Origin of the sequence: Nocardioides sp., from assembly GCF_031397825.1 — a bacterium.
Lineage (GTDB): Bacteria > Actinomycetota > Actinomycetes > Propionibacteriales > Nocardioidaceae > Nocardioides.
This window is the reverse complement of the sequence record NZ_JANNML010000085.1, coordinates 15,474-31,950: the sequence shown is the minus strand read 5'-3', so window position 1 is coordinate 31,950 and position 16,477 is coordinate 15,474. Positions and strand designations below refer to the sequence as shown.

The following is a 16,477-nucleotide window of genomic DNA, read 5'->3' as shown; positions in this document are numbered from 1 at the left end:
AAACACCCGGTCCCATCCCGAACCCGGAAGTTAAGCCTGCCAGCGCCAATGGTACTGCAGTCGAGAGGCTGTGGGAGAGTAGGACGCCGCCGGACAAATATTGCGCAGGGCCACCTCACACGAGGTGGCCCTGCTGCTATTTGTGTCCCATGCGTGCGCTGACCGGCCGCCTAGTGTCCACAGGCGTACCCCGTGCAGCCTTGTCCGCAGCTCCTCCGATGATGCGGTGCCGGTGTCGGCGGGCATTGGGAGAGTGCACGTGGAGGTGATGCGTATGGCTACGCAGACGACGACGGCCGGCGACCTGGAACTCGTCAACGAGGTGCGGCTCGTCGGCCGGATCTCGCAGGAGCCCGAGAGTCGGGAGCTGCCCAGCGGGGACACGATCTGGACGTTCCGGGTGGTGGTGCCGCGCGCTCCAGCGGCCGTGCGACCGCACCAGAGCGTGGACGCCCTCGAGTGCGTCGTGTGGTCGGGTCGCCTCAAGCGCTCGGTGCGCGGCTGGCACGCCGGTGACGTGGTCGAGGTGAGTGGGCAGCTGCGACGGCGGTTCTACCGCGGTGGTGGCGCCCCGGTGTCCCGGGTCGAGGTGGAGGTGTGCGCCGGTCGGGTCATCCGTCGCGCAACGAGCGGATGAGCACTCCGAGGCTCGGCTTCGGCTGGAAGGACGTCGCCTTCTCGGGCAGGAGGCGGTCGTCACGCACGATCCGGAGCACCCGGTCCACCAGCGGAGCCGGCATCAGGACCGCGACCCCGAGCTCCGGTGTGACCTGGTGGAGCGCGTCCTCGACCGTGTGGTGGTACGCCAGGCTGCGGGGGCCGTAGGGCAGCGCAGGGATGAGCTGGTCGTGGAGCATCTGGACCGCCGTCCTGTCCGGGGGGACGGTGAGGGTGACGACGCCCCAGCGGTCGGCGTCGGTCACGACGAGCCGGTCCGGTCCCAGGGCAGCGACCGCGGCCTCGCTCGTGGTCTCGCTGAATCCCATCCCCACGGCACCGGCGGCGGCACGGACATCGTCGATCGAGGTGCCCACGAGGACGCGGTGGATGGCCCCGAGGAACAACGGGGTGTCCTCCTGGTCGACGAGCATGGCCAGGCCGTAGTCGCAGGGGCCACCGGGGTTGCGCTTCTGCAGCCGGAGGTAGGCGGCATAGCGGTGGTGACCGTCTGCGATGAGCGCCGTCTCGTCGGCCAGCTCGTCCGCGATCTCGGCCAGCTCTGCTGGGTCCCGGACCGCCCAGATGCGGTGCCGCTGCTCGACCCGGTCGGTGTAGTCGTGCTCGGGCGTGCGCTCCTGCACCCGGGCCAGCACCGCCCGCAGTCGGGCCGGCCCACGGTGCACGAGCAGGATGGGAGCGGGGTTGAGCTCCATCTCCCACATCCGGTCGGCGAGGTCGTCGGCCTGACCGGGATAGATCCCCTCGTGGGGCAGGATCGCGCGGTCCTGGGGCAGGGCGGCGCGGCGGGAGACGTCGAGCAGCCCCACGAGCCCTCGGATGGTGATGCCGCGAGCGGTGTACTCGTGCAGGTAGAGCGCCGGCTCGGGGTCGCGGCTCAGGTGTCCCTGGGAGCGCCAGCGCTCCAGGCGGGCTGCGACGTCGCGGTAGGGCCGCGCGAAGGCCCGGGCCGAGGACGGGTCACCGACCCGGCTCGGGGCCAGCATCAGGGCATGGAAGGGCAGCAGCCGCAGGGGGCCGCCGACGTACGGCGGGGTGACGACTGCGCTGGACTCCACCCGGGCATCGTAGGGTGCCCGGACCAGTCCACCGACCGAGGAGGCGGCTTGCTCGGCGAGTCCCACGGAGCCCTGTGCTCCGACCACGACCTGGCCATGCTCGACCTCGACGGGGTGGTCTACATCGGCCCCGACGCCGTGCCGGGCGCCGCCGATCACCTCGCGGCAGTGCGGCATGAAGGGATGCGACTGGCCTTCATCACCAACAACGCCGCACGCCCTCCTGAGGCCGTCGCCGAGCACCTGCGATCGCTGGGGGTGGACGCTGCGGCGGAGGACGTCGTGACGTCGGCCCAGGCCGCAGCGCGGGTGCTCGTGGAGCGGCTCGGTGCCGGATCGAAGGTGATCCTGCTCGGGGCTGCCGGCCTCGCGGAGGCGCTGGCGGCCGAGGGCCTGGTCGCAGTGGGGGTGGTGGACGACGATGCGCAGGCGGTGGTGACCGGCTACGGACCGGACGTGCTGTGGCGCGACATCATGCGTGCGGCGGTGCGCGTGCGCGAGGGCCTGTGGTGGGTGGCGAGCAACAGCGACTACACGATCCCGACGCCCTACGGTGTCGCCCCGGGCCACGGGGTGCTGGTCGAGACCCTGCGGCGGTTCACCGGGGTGGAGCCCGTGGTGGCCGGCAAGCCGGAGCGTCCGCTCCTGGACGAGACCGTGCGACGGGTGGGTGGCGAGTGTCCGCTGATGGTCGGCGACCGGCTCGACACCGACATCGAGGGCGCGCGCAACGCCGACCTGCCGTCGCTGCTGGTCCTCACCGGGGTGACCGGGCTGGCCGAGCTGGTGGCTGCGCGTCCGCAGGAGCGGCCGACGTACGTCTCCGCGGACCTTGGTGGGCTGCTGCAGGCCCACGGTGTCCCGCGCGAGTCCGGCGGGGCGTGGGAGCTGGGCGGCTGGGCCGCCCGGGTGCGCGACGGCAGCGTGTCGGTCACCGGGGACGGCGGGTCGGACGACTGGTGGCGGGTCGTGGCGTGCGCGGCGTGGGCCGCGACCGACGCCGGCGACGCTGTGCCCGACACCCGGGGCCTGGAGCCGCCCCTGACCTCCGCGGCGACGCCCGACCGGTAGCCTCGGAGCATGACCCAGCAGCCCTTCGCGGACGCGGCCGACGCCCCTGAGCGGGTGCGCACGGGGGAGGACCGCGTCGACGCGGTGATCGCGTCGGTCGAGGAGCTCGCGGACCGGCCGGTCGACGAGCACGTCGCGGTCTTCGAGCAGGCGCACGACGAGCTCCGGCGTTCCCTCGACGGCACACCGCACGACGACCCGGCCTGACCGGGCATGCCTCCTCGCCGTCTCCGGCTCGACGCTGAGCTCGTCCGCCGTGGGCTCGCCCGCTCGCGCGAGCACGCCAGCGAGCTGATCGCCGCCAAGCGGGTCAAGGTGTCCGGTGCGCTCGCGACCAAGCCGGCGACCGGCGTCACGACGGACGTCGCGATCGTCGTGAGCGACGACCCGGGCCGACCCGACTACGTCTCGCGCGGCGGGCACAAGCTGGCCGGGGCACTGGCGGCGTTCGTCCCGCAGGGGCTCGCGGTGCAGGGGCGACGGTGCCTGGACGCGGGTGCGTCGACCGGCGGCTTCACCGACGTGCTGCTGCGGGCCGGGGCGGAGCAGGTGGTCGCGGTGGACGTCGGCTACGGCCAGCTCGCCTGGTCGCTCCAGAGCGACGATCGCGTCGTCGTGCACGACCGGATGAACGTGCGGGAGCTGACGCCCGACCTGATCGGAGGCCCGGTGGACCTCGTGGTCGGAGACCTTTCGTTCATCTCGTTGGGGATCGTCCTGGACGCCCTGCTCGGGGTGACCCGGGAGGACGGCGACCTGGCACTGATGGTCAAGCCGCAGTTCGAGGTGGGCAAGGAGCGTGTCGGCAAGGGCGGTGTCGTGCGCGACCTGGCCCTGCGCACCGAGGCCGTGGTCGGCGTGGCGCACGCCGCGGCCGCTCGCGGGTGGGGAGCACAAGCCGTCACGACGAGCCCGCTCCCGGGTCCCAGTGGCAACGTGGAGTTCTTCCTCTGGTTGCGCCGGGGGCCGGCGGCGATCGACGAGGACGAGATCGACCGCTGCGTGCAGGAGGCCGCTGGGCTGGGGGTGCCGGGTGAGAGGGTGGAGCCATGAGTGAGGAACAGCAGGTGCGACGTGTCCTCGTCCTCGCCCACACCGGGCGCGACGAGGCCCGTGAGGTCGCGCTCGCGTTCTGCAAGGGGCTGACCCGCCACGGGATCGTCGTACGCCTGATGGCGACGGAGGCGGCCGACCTCGGGATCGGGCACGACCACCCCGGCATCGAGCTGACCGAGTCCGAGACCGACGCGAGCCGCGACTGCGAGCTGACGCTGGTCATCGGCGGCGACGGCTCGATCCTGCGCGCGGTCGAGCTGACCTACGCCAGCCTGACGCCGGTGCTGGGCGTCAACCTCGGCCATGTCGGTTTTCTGGCAGAGGCGGAGGTCGACGACGTCGAGTCCACCCTCGACGCCATCGTCCAGCGCGACTACACGACCGAGGACCGGCTGACGCTCGACGTGCGGGTCTACCGCGACGGCGAGCTGGTCACCAGCACGTTCGCGGTCAACGAGGCCAGTGTCGAGAAGGCCGCCCGGCAGCGGATGCTCGAGGTGATTCTCGAGATCGATGGCCGACCCTTGTCGCGCTGGGGCTGCGACGGCGTCGTCTGCGCGACCCCGACGGGGTCCACCGCCTACAACTTCAGCGCTGGTGGGCCGATTGTCTGGCCCGGGGTCGAGGCGATGTGCATCGTGCCGCTGAGCGCTCACGCGCTCTTCGCCCGGCCGATGGTCGTGGCCCCCACGTCTGTGATCGCCGTCGAGGTCCTGGCCCGCACCGAGGGGGCCGGCGTCCTGTGGTGCGACGGCCGCCGCACGGTCGACCTGCCGCCCGGTGCCCGCATCGAGGTGCGCCGCGGCGCGCAGCCCGTGCGCCTGGTGCGGCTGCACGACGCGCCGTTCACCGACCGGCTGGTCGCCAAGTTCGGCCTGCCCGTGGAGGGTTGGCGCGGCTCGGCCGAGCGACGACGCAAGGGCGCGGACGGATGATCGAGGAGATCCGCATCGGCTCGCTCGGCGTCATCGACTCCTCCGCGCTCGAGCTCGGCCCCGGCCTGACGGTGATCACCGGCGAGACCGGCGCCGGCAAGACGATGATCGTGACCGCCCTCGGGCTGCTGCTCGGCGGGCGGGCCGACACCGGCGCGGTGCGCACGGGTGCCCGGACCGCACGGGTCGAGGGCGTCGTGACCGTGACCGACTCGCCGGGGCTCGCGGCGGCGGTCGAGGAGGCCGGAGGGGTGGTCGAGGACGACCGTGTGGTCCTCGCCCGCAACGTCTCCGCCGAGGGACGTTCACGCGCCTTCGTCGGCGGCGCCACCGTGCCGGTCGCCACGCTCTCCGACGTCGCCCAGCCGCTGGTGGCCGTGCACGGGCAGTCCGACCAGCACCGACTGCTCCAGGCCAAGGCGCAGCGCGACGCACTGGACCGCTTCGGCGGCCCCAAGCTGGCCAAGGCCGCTGCGACCTGGACCGCGCTCCACGACCGGCTGGAGGCCACCGAGGCCGAGCTCGTCGAGGTCGTCGCCACCGCCCGCGACCGCGCCCGCGAGGCGGACCTGCTCCGCTTCGGCCTGACCGAGGTCGAGGTGGTCTCGCCCGAGCCCGGCGAGGACGAGTCCCTGGCTGCCGAGGAGTCCCGCCTCGGGTTCGCCGACACCCTGCGCGCCGCCGCCGAGACGGCCCGCGAGGCGCTGAGCAGCGAGCAGGAGGCGCCCGACGCCCTCGCCACGACCGCCGCGGCGCGCACCGCCCTCGACGGCGTCCGCGACCACGACCGCGAGGCCGGCGAGCTCGCCGACCGGCTGGCGGAGGTCACCTACCTGCTCTCCGACGTCGCGGCCGACGTGGCCTCCTACGCCGCGCGCATCGACACCGACCCCGCGCGGCTGGCCACGGTCTCCGAGCGCCGGGCGGCGCTGACCGCGCTCACCCGCAAGTACGGCGACACCATCGACGAGGTGCTCGCCTGGGCCCAGGAGTCGTCGCGTCGACTGCTCGACCTCGACTCCACCGACGAGCGCATCGAGCAGCTCAAGGCTGAGCGCGAGCACCTGCGCAGCGACCTGGCCGCCGCCGGCGCGGAGCTGTCGACCGTGCGGCAGAAGGCCGCAGCCAGGCTCTCGACCCAGGTCAGCGATGAGCTGACCCTCCTGGCGATGCCGCACGCGCAGCTCACCGTGAGCGTGACGCAGACCGAGGCCGAGCGCAGCGAAGGGCGGCGTGCGCCGCTCCAGGTGGGCAAGCGCTGGCTGCGCTACGCCGCGCACGGCGTCGACGACGTCGAGCTGCTGCTGGCCGCCAACACCGGCTCCGAGCCCCGCCCTCTGGGCAAGGGCGCCTCCGGTGGTGAGCTCTCCCGGGTCATGTTGGCGATCGAGGTCTCGCTGGCCGGCACCAGCCCGGTCCCGACCTTCGTGTTCGACGAGGTCGACGCCGGGGTCGGGGGAGCGGCAGCCGTGGAGGTGGGGCGGCGGCTCGCCCAGCTCGCCCGCACGGCCCAGGTCCTGGTCGTGACGCACCTTCCCCAGGTCGCCGCCTACGCCGATCGCCATGTCGTGGTCGAGAAGTCCAGCGACGGGTCGGTCACCAGCTCCGGCCTCACGGTGCTCGACGACGCAGCGCGCGAACGCGAGCTGTCGCGGATGCTGGCGGGCCAGACCGACTCCGACACCGCACTGGCCCACGCCCGGGAGCTGCTCGAGGTCGCCCAGGCCGGGCGCCCCGACTAGAGGCACGGCAGAATCCTCCCCGTGGCGCCCGGACAGGCCTACGGTGAGGCCATGCCCGTCATCCGCCTGCGTCGCATCCTCGGACCGCTCGGTCTGCTCGTCGCCCTGGCCGCCACCTCCGTGCCGTCGCCCGTGCTGTCGCCCGTGCACTCGGTGGTGCTCGCGATCGGCGCCCCTGCGGTGGCGGAGTCGGCGACGACGCGGGCGGTCGCGCCCGGCTCCGACCATGTGACGGTCGCCCACGGCACCCACCGCTGGCGCACCGTCGAGCGACTCGTGCCGGTGCGCACCGGCACGAGGGGCGAGGTGCGGATCGCCTTGGACACGACGCTCTACGTGCCCGGCAACGCGAGTCGTCGTACACCGCAACCGGCGATCCTGATGACCCACGGGTTCGGTCTCACCAAGGATTCCGCCGAGGTCGTGAGCACCGCGCGCTTCCTCGCCGCCCACGGCTACGTGGTGCTGACCTACACGTCCTCGGGCTTCGGGGACAGCGGTGGCTGCGTGACGCTGCAGTCGACCGACTACGACGCGAAGAGTGCCCGCCAGCTCATCGACAAGCTCCTCGAGCCTCGCGCCGACGTGCTCCATGACGCCCGAGGCGTCGTGGTCGGCACCATCGGCGGGTCGTACGGCGGGGGCGGGCAGCTGCCCCTCGCCGCACAGGACCGACGCGTCCGCACCAGCGTGGTCGGTCGCACCTGGAACGACCTGCGCTACAGCCTGGACCCCAACAACCGCGTGGTCCCGGGAGACCGGACCGGGCTGCAGCACGGGCGCAACCTGCAAGGGGTCTTCAAGCGGGAGTGGACCTCGCTGTTCTACGCGCTGGGCAACACCCAGCCGGCCATGGACGGTGGCAGCTGCCCCGAGACCAAGGTCGCCACGGGCGACCCGGTCGAGATCGCCGGGGCGGGCGGCTGCCCCGGCTACTACCTGCCGCTGTGTCGCACCTACACGACGCTCACCGGCACCGGTGACGCCGACGCGGCGTCGCGCCGGCTGATCGCACGTGCCTCCGCGGCGACGTACCTCTCCGACGTCGACGTCCCCGTGCTGCTCGTGCAGGGGCAGAGCGACACCCTCTTCAACCTCAACGACGCGACCGCGACCTTCCTCGAGCTGCGTCGCCGCGACGTCCCCGTCGCGATGATCTGGAACTCGGGAGGCCACGGCGGCTATGTCTCGAAGCCCGGCGAGTGCGAGGCCTACGACGGGGTGCTGCGCTCGGTGCGCGAGATGGACCGGTGCTACCTCAGCCTGCGGTCGCTGCGTTGGCTGGACCACTGGCTCCGTGGGACCCCCGGCGGGCGGGGGCCGGCTTTCAGCTACTACCGCGACTGGGTGCGCTACGCGGGGAGCGGCCCCGCCGACGAGCAGTACGGCGTGGCGCGGTCGGTGCAGAGCGCCCGGCGCTCGACGACGTTCACGCTCTCGGGCAGCAACCGGCTGGTGGCACCGGGGCGGACCCCGACGGCGGGATCGGCGACCTTCGTCAACCCGGAGGGTGGGCAGCCGGCTGCCTACACGGAGACCTCCAACTTCACCGGGCCGGCATCGTCGCCGTCGCTGGCCGACGTGCCGCCCCGCGAGGTGCCGGGGCAGTTCGCGGCCTTCACCTCCGCGCCGTTCGCCCGGCCGTTCGACGCGGTCGGCATTCCCTCGGCGCGGCTGCGGATCAGCAACACCAACGGCCAGGACCTGGTGTTCTTCGCCAAGGCCTACGACGTGGCCCCCTCGGGAGCAGCGAGGTTGATCCACCGGCTGATCGCGCCCGTGCGGGTGCCGGCGGGCGCCGTCGGCGAGCCGGTCCGGCTCAGGCTGGCGGGCTTCGCGCACCGCTTCCGGCCGGGTCACCGGGTGCGGCTGGTGCTCAGCTCGACGGACCAGACGTCCTACAACGCCACGACCGCCGACGTCATCGAGGTGCGCACCGGACGCGGCTCGACCTTCACGCTGCCGGGCGTCTGAGGGCCAGTCGGCGCGTGAAGGCAACGGTCGGTCGATTCCTGGGATAGCCTGGTCGTCCGTGAAGAGCCCCACGCCCACCAAGCACGTGTTCGTTACCGGAGGCGTCGCCTCCTCGCTGGGCAAGGGCCTCACGGCCTCGAGCCTGGGTCGGCTGCTGCGCTCACGCGGTCTCCGCGTGACCATGCAGAAGCTCGACCCCTACCTCAACGTCGACCCCGGGACGATGAACCCGTTCCAGCACGGCGAGGTCTTCGTGACCAACGACGGGGCCGAGACCGACCTGGACATCGGGCACTACGAGCGCTTCCTCGACACCGACCTGGGCCAGATCGCCAACGTCACGACGGGCCAGGTCTACTCCAGCGTCATCGCCAAGGAGCGCCGCGGCGACTACCTCGGCGACACCGTCCAGGTGATCCCGCACATCACCAACGAGATCAAGGAACGCATCCTCGCGATGGGTCTCGGGACCGGCGACGACGAGGTCGACGTGGTCATCACCGAGATCGGCGGCACCGTCGGCGACATCGAGTCGCTCCCCTTCCTCGAGGCAGCGCGCCAGGTGCGCCACGACATCGGTCGCGGCAACTGCTTCTTCCTCCACGTCTCGCTGGTGCCCTACATCGGCCCCTCGGGGGAGCTCAAGACCAAGCCGACCCAGCACTCGGTCGCGGCGCTGCGCCAGGTCGGCATCCAGCCCGACGCCGTGGTGTGCCGTGCCGACCGCGAGCTGCCGCAGTCGATCAAGAAGAAGATCTCGCTCATGTGCGACGTCGACGAGGAGGCCGTGGTCACGGCCGCGGACGCGCCGTCGATCTACGACATCCCCAAGGTCCTGCACCGCGAGGGGCTCGATGCCTACGTCGTACGACGCCTCGACCTGCCGTTCCGCGACGTCGACTGGACGCTGTGGGACGACCTGCTGCGCCGGGTGCACCACCCCAAGGAGGAGGTCACGGTCGCGCTGGTCGGCAAGTACATCGACCTCCCCGACGCCTACCTCTCCGTTGCTGAGGCCCTGCGCGCGGGCGGCTTCGCCCACGAGGCCAAGGTCCAGCTGCGCTGGGTCGCCTCCGACGAGTGCGAGACCCCCGCAGGCGCCCACAAGCACCTCCACGACGTCGATGCGATCTGCGTCCCGGGCGGCTTCGGCGTGCGCGGCATCGAGGGCAAGCTCGGCGCCCTGACCTACGCCCGGACCAACGGCATCCCGACACTGGGCCTGTGCCTGGGCCTGCAGTGCATGGTCATCGAGTACTCCCGCGAGGTCGCCGGTCTCTCGAAGGCCGCGTCCACCGAGTTCGACCCCGACTGCCCCGAGCCTGTCATCGCGACGATGGAGGAGCAGAAGGACATCGTCGATGGGGCGGGCGACCTGGGCGGCACGATGCGCCTGGGCCTCTACCCCGCCGAGCTCAAGGAGGGCACGGTCGTGCGGGCGACGTACGGCGAGGCGACGATCCAGGAGCGCCACCGCCACCGCTACGAGGTCAACAACGCCTACCGCGACCAGCTCGAGGAGGCCGGCCTGGTCTTCTCCGGCACCAACACCGAGCTGGGGCTGGTCGAGTTCGTCGAGCTGCCGCGCGAGGTGCACCCCTACTACGTGTCGACCCAGGCGCACCCCGAGCTCCGCTCGCGTCCGACCCGCCCGCACCCGCTCTTCGCCGGGCTGGTGGGCGCGGCGATCGAGCGCCAGAAGGAGCTGCGCTTCCCGATGGACGAGAGCGGGCTGCGCCGCGCCGACGCCGACGACTGAGTCGCTCCGGCGGTGCAACATCGCGCCGCCTCGGCGTACGCGGTGCAACATCGCGCCGCCTCGGCGTACGCGGTGCAACATCGCGCCGACTCGGCGTAGGGGGTCAGCCGGCCTGGGCCCGCCTCATCCGGGCCAGGGTGTCCATCGCGGTGAGCATCGTGGAGCGCACCTGCGGCTGCATCGCCGGGTCGTCGGCCGCTGCCCGGCCGAGCGCGAGCACCTCGTCGTCGGCGACGTTGGGCACCATCATCCGGAAGAGCGACATGACGGCCAGCATGCCGCCGCCCGACATCCGCGTCGCCTCGTCGACGTAGCGACGCGCGAAGGGCAGCAGCAGCTCGGTCTGGCCGGGACGCCAGAACGCCGAGGCGACCAGGGCCATGGCGGACCCGGCCGGAACCGAGTGCTTCTCGAAGACCTCGGACCACACCTCCTCCTTGGCCGCCAGGTCCGGCTGGGCCGCCCGGACACAGAGCGCGCGGGCGCCGGCGTCGGGGTCGGGGTCGCGCTCGAGGAGCACCGCGACCGCGGCCGGTGAGGCGTCGCCGAGCTCGGCGCGCCGGGTGAGCACCCACCAGGCGAGGTCGGTGTCGTCGGCGCCGGCGACGGCCTCGTCGAGGAGCGCGAAGTGCTCGGGGGTGCTGGCGGTGGCCGCCAGGGTGCGCAGGGCCGGCTGCCGGTGCGCGGGAACCTGCGCGAGCGCCGCCGCGACGTCCGCGAGCCGCTGCCCCGACGGGGCGAGGTCGACGTCGGGGGTCCACCGCTCGACCGCCCGCTGGGCCAGGGTGAGGAACGGCTCGACCAGGGCGGGGGAGTCCTCGCGCTCGAGCACGGCGAGCACGGAGTCGAGGAAGGCGCGGGTCGGCAGCTCACCCTTGACCACCATGTCCCACGCGGTGGTGACCGCGAGGGCCCGGCCCAGGGCCGTCGGCAGCTCGGCGGCACCGTCCAGCAGCGCGCGGGTCGTCGCCTCGTCGCCGCGGACGGCCGCGAAGGTGAGGTCGCCGTCGTTGAGCAGGTGGACATCGGCGTCGGGCAGCTCCACGGGGGTGCTGGCACCGGACGTCTCGACCTCCACCACCGCGGTGCGCTCAAGCCCCCGACCCGTGCCGGTGCGGGTGTAGCAGCCGATGTCGATCCGGTGCGGCCGCGGCGCGCCGTCGTCCGGAGCGCTGGCGGTGATCGCGCCGTCCGCCAGGGTCAGGGTGTCGGTGCCCGCGCGGTCGAGCCAGTCGTGGGTCCACGAGTCCAGGTCACGGCCGGCGGCGGTGCCGATCGCACTCATCAGGTCGTCGAGGCGGGTGTTGCCCCAGGCATGGTCGCGGAAGTAGGCCCGCAGGCCGGCGACGAAGGCCCCCTCGCCGACGTAGGCGACGAGCTGGGCGAGGACGCTCTCGCCCTTGATGTAGGTGATCGCGTCGAAGTTGGCGGTGGCGGAGGCGACGTCGGGGACCTCGGCACGGATCGGGTGGGTGGCCGGTCCCATGTCGTCGCGGTAGCCGAACATCTTGAACTGGGCGAGGAACACCGCCCAGGCGTCGGTGAAGCGGGTGGCGCCGGTCAGCGCCCAGTCGGCGGCCCACGAGGCGAAGGCCTCGTTGAGCCACAGGTCGTCCCACCACTGCATCGTCACCAGGTCGCCGAACCACTGGTGCGCCATCTCGTGGAGGATGACGTTGGCGAAGTAGACCTGCTCGTTGTAGGACGGCGCGCCGCGGGTGACCATGCCGTCGCCCCACGTCACGCAGCCCCAGTTCTCCATGGCGCCGCCCATGTTGGGCACGAAGACCTGGTCGTAGCGCCGCTGGGGGAAGGGTCGCCCGAACTGCTCGCCGAAGAAGGCCAGCCCCTGCTCGGTGACGTCGAGGATCATCGGGGCGTCGCGCTCGAGGATGCCGCGCAACGACTGGCGGCAGAAGATGCCGAGGTCGTGGTCGCCACGCTCGCTGCGGATCTCGTGGAAGGGGCCGGCGTTGACCACGACGACGTACGTCGAGAGCGGCGGCGTGTCGGGGAACGTCCAGAGCCGTCCGTCGTCGAGGTCGGTGACGGACTCGGGGCCGTCGTTGCTCGTGACCGTCCAGCTCGCGGGGGCGGAGACGGTGAACGCGTGCGGGGCCTTGAGGTCGGGCTGGTCGAAGCAGGCCCAGACGCGCGACGCCTCGTCGGGCTCGAAGGACGTCCAGACGTAGACCAGCCCGTCGGTCGGGTCGACCGTGCGCAGGATGCCCGCGCCCTCGGCCGTGTCGTCCTGCGTGGCCGTCACCACGAGCACGTTGTCGGCGGCCAGGTCGGGGAGCGGCAGGCGACCGTCCTCGGCGGTGACGAGGTCGAGCGGCACCCCGTTGAGGGTGGCGGTGCGCACGGCCATGACGCAGTCGACGAACGTGTCCGCCCCGGGGGTGCTGCAGCTGAACGTGATCGTCGAGGTGCTCTCCAGGACGGGTCCCTCGAGGAGACCGCGCAGGTCCACCGCGATGTCGTAACGGTCGACGGTGACGAGGGCGGCACGCGCCTCGGCCTCCGTCCTGGTCAGGCTCCGAGCTTCCATGACGCCACGGTAGCGTCGCGGGCATGGCTTCCCCGGAGGATCGCGCACCGATCAGCGACCAGTCCGAGTCCTGGCCGGTGGTCTCGACGCGGGACCTGCACCGCGACGGCTGGGTCATGGCGCTGCGTCGCGACGAGATCTCGCGGCCCGGTGCGGTGGACGAGGAGCCGTTCGGCCGGCTGGTGCTCGAGCACCCGGGGGCCGTGGTCGTGCTGGCGCTCGACGAGCAGGACCGGGCCCTGTGCCTGCTGCAGTACCGCCACCCCGGGCAGCACCGCTTCGTCGAGCTCCCGGCGGGGTTGATCGACGGCGAGGACGAGGAGCCGGTGGACGTCGCGCGCCGTGAGCTGCGCGAGGAGGCCGGGCTCGAGGCGGTCGGGTGGGAGCACCTCGCGTCGGCGTACTCCTCGCCGGGCATCTCCAGCGAGCTCATCCACTACTTCGTCGCCCGCGACCTGAGCGAGGTGGACCGCGACTTCACGCCGCACCACGAGGAGGCCGACATGGAGGCGCGCTGGGTGGCCTTCGACGAGCTCCACGCCGCGGTGCTCGACGGACGCATCAGCGACGGCCCCATGATCCTCACGGTGCTGATGGCCCGGGCCCGGGGACATGCGTAGGACATGATCTCCCCATGAGAGTGACCTTCTGCGGGGTCCGCGGGTCGACGCCGGCACCTGGCGCCGCTTTCCTGCGCTTCGGCGGGCACACCTCGTCGGTGGCGTTCGCCGTCGACGAGCAGACGGCGCCCGACCTCGTGATCGACGCCGGCACCGGTCTGGCGGCCGTGACGACGCTCCTGGGTGGTCGGCCCTACGCCGGGTCGATCCTGCTGGGTCACCTCCACTGGGACCACACCCACGGCCTCCCGTTCTTCGCCGGGGGGACCGCGGCGGGCAGTCGGGTCGCGATCCACCTTCCCGCGCAGGGGGAGTCGGCCGAGCAGGTGCTCGAGCGGTGCTTCTCGCCGCCGCACTTCCCGGTCGTCCCCTCCGCGCTCGGCGCGGGCTGGAGCTTTCACGACCTGGAGGAGGGCCGGCACCGGGTCGAGGGCTACGACGTGCTCGCCCGCGAGATCCCGCACAAGGGAGGCCGCTCCCTCGGCTACCGCGTCTCGCACGGCGGCGCGAGCGTCGCCTACGTCTCCGACCACAACCCGACCTCGTGGGGCCCGGGTCCCGACGGCCTCGGTGCCCGGCACGACAACGTCCTCGAGCTGGTGCGCGACACCGACGTGATGATCCACGACGCCCAGCACCGGGCAGCGCAGTTCCCCGACGTCGACTTCCTCGGCCATGCCAGCCCGGAGTACGCCGTGGAGCTGGCCCGCGAGGCCGGGGTGCGGACCGTCGTGCTCTTCCACCACGCACCCGACCGCACCGACGACCAGGTCGATGAGATCCTCGCCGACGCCCGCCGGCTCGCAGGCGACGACCTCGTCGTCCACGCGGCGTACGAGGGCATGGTGCTCGACCTGCCCTGACGGTGGGCCAGGGTCTGGGGGCGGGGAGCGATAGTGTCGCCGTCGAGGCCACGATCTGGCCCGCGAGACAGAGGGAGACACTGTGAAGGTCGGCGTTCCGAAGGAAGTCAAGAACCACGAGTACCGGGTCGCGATCACGCCCATCGGCGTGCACGAGCTGGTCGCCCACGGGCACGAGGTGGTCATCGAGAAGAGCGCCGGCGTGGGCTCCTCGATCAGCGACGAGGAGTACGTCGGGGCGGGCGCGAGCGTCATCGACTCCGCCGACGACGTGTGGGGCTCGGCCGACATGGTGCTCAAGGTCAAGGAGCCGGTCGCGGAGGAGTACCACCGCCTGCGTGAGGGCCTGACCCTCTTCACCTACCTCCACCTGGCCGCTGACAAGCCGCTCACCGAGCAGCTCCTCGCATCGAAGGTCACGGGCATCGCCTACGAGACCGTGCAGCTGCCCTCGGGCGGGCTGCCGCTGCTCTACCCGATGTCGGAGGTCGCGGGCTGTCTCGCGCCCCAGGTCGGCGCGCACTCGATGATGAAGGCGCAGGGCGGTCGCGGTGTCCTCATGGGCGGCGTCGGTGGCGTGCACAACGCCAAGGTCGTCATCATCGGCGCCGGTGTCTCGGGGCAGAACGCCGCCAACATCGCGCTCGGGATGGGCGCGGACGTCACGCTGCTCGACACCGACCTCGACAAGCTGCGGATGTCGTTCTGGCGCTACGACAACCGGGTCCGCGGGCTCGCGTCGTCCAGGCTGGCCATCGAGCAGCAGGTCATGGAGGCCGACATGGTGATCGGCGCTGTGCTGATCCCCGGTGCGGCTGCGCCCAAGCTGGTCAGCAACGACCTGGTCTCGCGGATGAAGCCCGGCTCGGTGCTGGTCGACATCGCGGTCGACCAGGGCGGGTGCTTCGAGGACACCCACGCGACCACGCACGCGGACCCGACGTATCAGGTCCACGAGTCGGTGTTCTACTGCGTGGCCAACATGCCCGGCGCGGTGCCGCGCACGTCGACGTACGCCCTGACGAACGCGACGATGCCCTACGCGGTGGCGTTGGCCGACAAGGGCTGGCAGGGCGCCTGCCGCGGCGACGCGTCGCTGGCGCTGGGACTCAACACGCACGCGGGACTGCTCACCAACACGCCGGTCGGCGAGGCCGTCGGCATCGACGCGGTCGACCTGGACGCGGTGCTCGCCTGAGCCCGACCGCAGCATGATCGACACGGTCGACCGTGCGATCCGCACCTATCTCGAGCACCTGTCGGTCGAGAAGGGGCTCGCTGCCAACACCCTGACGTCCTACCGACGCGACCTCAGGCGCTACCGCGCCTTCCTGGCCGCGTCGGGGGTCGACGCCATGGACTCGATCAGCGAGGCGACGGTGGCGGGCTTTCTCATGCGCCTGCGCGAGGGCGACGCCGACCACCCGCCGCTGAGCGCGACGTCGGCGGCCCGCACGGTCGTGGCGGTGCGCGGCTTCCACAAGTTCGCCGTCGCCGACGGGCTGGCCACCGCCGACCCGGCGGCGGGCGTCAAGCCGCCGACGCCGGCCAAGCGGCTGCCCAAGGCGCTGCCGCTCTCCGACGTCGAGGCGATCCTCGAGGCGGCGGGGGCGCCGGGCACGACGCTGGCGCTGCGCGACAAGGCGCTGCTCGAGGTGCTCTACGGCACCGGGGCACGCATCTCGGAGGCGGTCGGCCTGGACGTCGACGACGTGGACGACCTCGACGGCACGGTGCTGCTGCGCGGCAAGGGCAGCAAGGAGCGGCTGGTGCCGGTGGGCTCCTACGCCCGCGACGCGCTGGCCGCCTACCTCGTGCGCGGTCGACCCGAGCTGGTGTCGGTCGGGTCGGCGGCCGTGGCCAGCGAGCGGGCCGGGGCGCTCTTCCTCAACGCCCGTGGGGGTCGGCTCTCGCGTCAGTCGGCCTGGTCGGTGCTGGTCAAGGCGGCCGACCGGGCGGGGGTCACCCGCGACGTGTCGCCGCACACGATGCGACACTCGTTCGCCACGCACCTGCTCGACGGCGGTGCCGACGTGCGCGTCGTGCAGGAGCTCCTGGGCCATGCGTCCGTGACGACGACGCAGGTCTACACCCTGGTCACCGTCGACAACCTCCGCGAGGTCTTCGCGACCGCACACCCGAGAGCACGCTGACACCCTGATGAGCCACC

At 72.4% G+C, this 16,477-nt stretch carries 14 protein-coding genes and 1 rRNA gene; 13 read left to right on the top strand and 2 right to left on the bottom strand.

The genetic code is table 11. The features are described 5' to 3' along the window. Both rrf and RMN98_RS07455 read left to right on the top strand, forming a co-directional pair. Positions 1-95, top strand: a 5S ribosomal RNA gene (rrf, locus tag RMN98_RS07460); the annotation flags it as partial. A 179-nt stretch (positions 96-274) separates the two neighbouring features. Further along, entirely contained in the window at positions 275-637 is a 363-nt protein-coding gene (locus tag RMN98_RS07455; RefSeq protein ID WP_309648175.1) for a single-stranded DNA-binding protein, read from the top strand. On the opposite strand, the gene RMN98_RS07450 is transcribed toward RMN98_RS07455, so the two are convergent. Beyond that, positions 612-1,736 (bottom strand): DUF1015 family protein, encoded by a 1,125-nt coding sequence (locus RMN98_RS07450; RefSeq protein WP_309648174.1) that lies wholly within the window; start codon positions 1,734-1,736, stop codon positions 612-614. The genes RMN98_RS07455 and RMN98_RS07450 overlap by 26 nt on opposite strands. A gap of 48 nt (positions 1,737-1,784) precedes the next feature. Here RMN98_RS07450 and RMN98_RS07445 point away from each other — a divergent pair, with 48 nt between their 5' ends. From RMN98_RS07445 to RMN98_RS07415, 7 genes are read left to right on the top strand one after another with little or no spacing between them, the layout of a single operon-like run. Then, positions 1,785-2,807 (top strand): HAD-IIA family hydrolase, encoded by a 1,023-nt coding sequence (locus RMN98_RS07445; RefSeq protein WP_309648173.1) that lies wholly within the window; start codon positions 1,785-1,787, stop codon positions 2,805-2,807. Between the two features lie 9 nt (positions 2,808-2,816). Next, positions 2,817-3,014: a hypothetical protein gene (locus RMN98_RS07440; protein ID WP_309648172.1), complete on the top strand. Its 198-nt coding sequence runs from the start codon at positions 2,817-2,819 to the stop codon at positions 3,012-3,014. Positions 3,015-3,020: 6 nt separating this feature from the next. After that, positions 3,021-3,860, top strand: coding sequence for a TlyA family RNA methyltransferase (locus RMN98_RS07435; protein WP_309648171.1), 840 nt, complete (start codon positions 3,021-3,023; stop codon positions 3,858-3,860). Then, entirely contained in the window at positions 3,857-4,798 is a 942-nt protein-coding gene (locus RMN98_RS07430; RefSeq protein ID WP_309648170.1) for an NAD kinase, read from the top strand. Before RMN98_RS07435 ends, RMN98_RS07430 begins: the two co-directional genes overlap by 4 nt. Beyond that, a complete protein-coding gene (gene recN / locus RMN98_RS07425) occupies positions 4,795-6,540 on the top strand; it encodes a DNA repair protein RecN (protein WP_309648169.1) in 1,746 nt (581 codons plus the stop codon). Before RMN98_RS07430 ends, recN begins: the two co-directional genes overlap by 4 nt. Positions 6,541-6,591: 51 nt before the next feature. After that, positions 6,592-8,514, top strand: a complete 1,923-nt coding sequence (locus tag RMN98_RS07420) for a CocE/NonD family hydrolase (RefSeq protein WP_309648168.1) — start codon at positions 6,592-6,594, stop codon at positions 8,512-8,514. Between the two features lie 58 nt (positions 8,515-8,572). Further along, the gene (locus RMN98_RS07415) at positions 8,573-10,273 is read left to right on the top strand and encodes a CTP synthase (protein ID WP_309648167.1); all 1,701 of its coding nucleotides are present in this window, start codon (positions 8,573-8,575) and stop codon (positions 10,271-10,273) included. Positions 10,274-10,376: 103 nt separating this feature from the next. Here RMN98_RS07415 and pepN read toward each other — a convergent pair whose 3' ends face one another. Beyond that, positions 10,377-12,824 (bottom strand): aminopeptidase N, encoded by a 2,448-nt coding sequence (pepN, locus tag RMN98_RS07410; RefSeq protein WP_309648166.1) that lies wholly within the window; start codon positions 12,822-12,824, stop codon positions 10,377-10,379. A gap of 23 nt (positions 12,825-12,847) precedes the next feature. Here pepN and RMN98_RS07405 point away from each other — a divergent pair, with 23 nt between their 5' ends. The 4 genes from RMN98_RS07405 (at position 12,848) to xerD (ending at position 16,460) form a co-directional block, all read left to right on the top strand. Further along, on the top strand, positions 12,848-13,444 hold the full coding sequence (locus tag RMN98_RS07405) for an NUDIX hydrolase (RefSeq protein WP_309648165.1): 597 nt from the start codon (positions 12,848-12,850) through the stop codon (positions 13,442-13,444). 14 nt (positions 13,445-13,458) lie between these two features. Then, a complete protein-coding gene (locus tag RMN98_RS07400) occupies positions 13,459-14,307 on the top strand; it encodes an MBL fold metallo-hydrolase (RefSeq protein ID WP_309648164.1) in 849 nt (282 codons plus the stop codon). 82 nt (positions 14,308-14,389) lie between these two features. Next, a complete protein-coding gene (gene ald, locus RMN98_RS07395; RefSeq protein WP_309648163.1) occupies positions 14,390-15,505 on the top strand; it encodes an alanine dehydrogenase in 1,116 nt (371 codons plus the stop codon). Between the two features lie 13 nt (positions 15,506-15,518). Then, the gene (gene xerD, locus RMN98_RS07390) at positions 15,519-16,460 is read left to right on the top strand and encodes a site-specific tyrosine recombinase XerD (protein ID WP_309648162.1); all 942 of its coding nucleotides are present in this window, start codon (positions 15,519-15,521) and stop codon (positions 16,458-16,460) included. Positions 16,461-16,477: the final 17 nt, after the last annotated feature.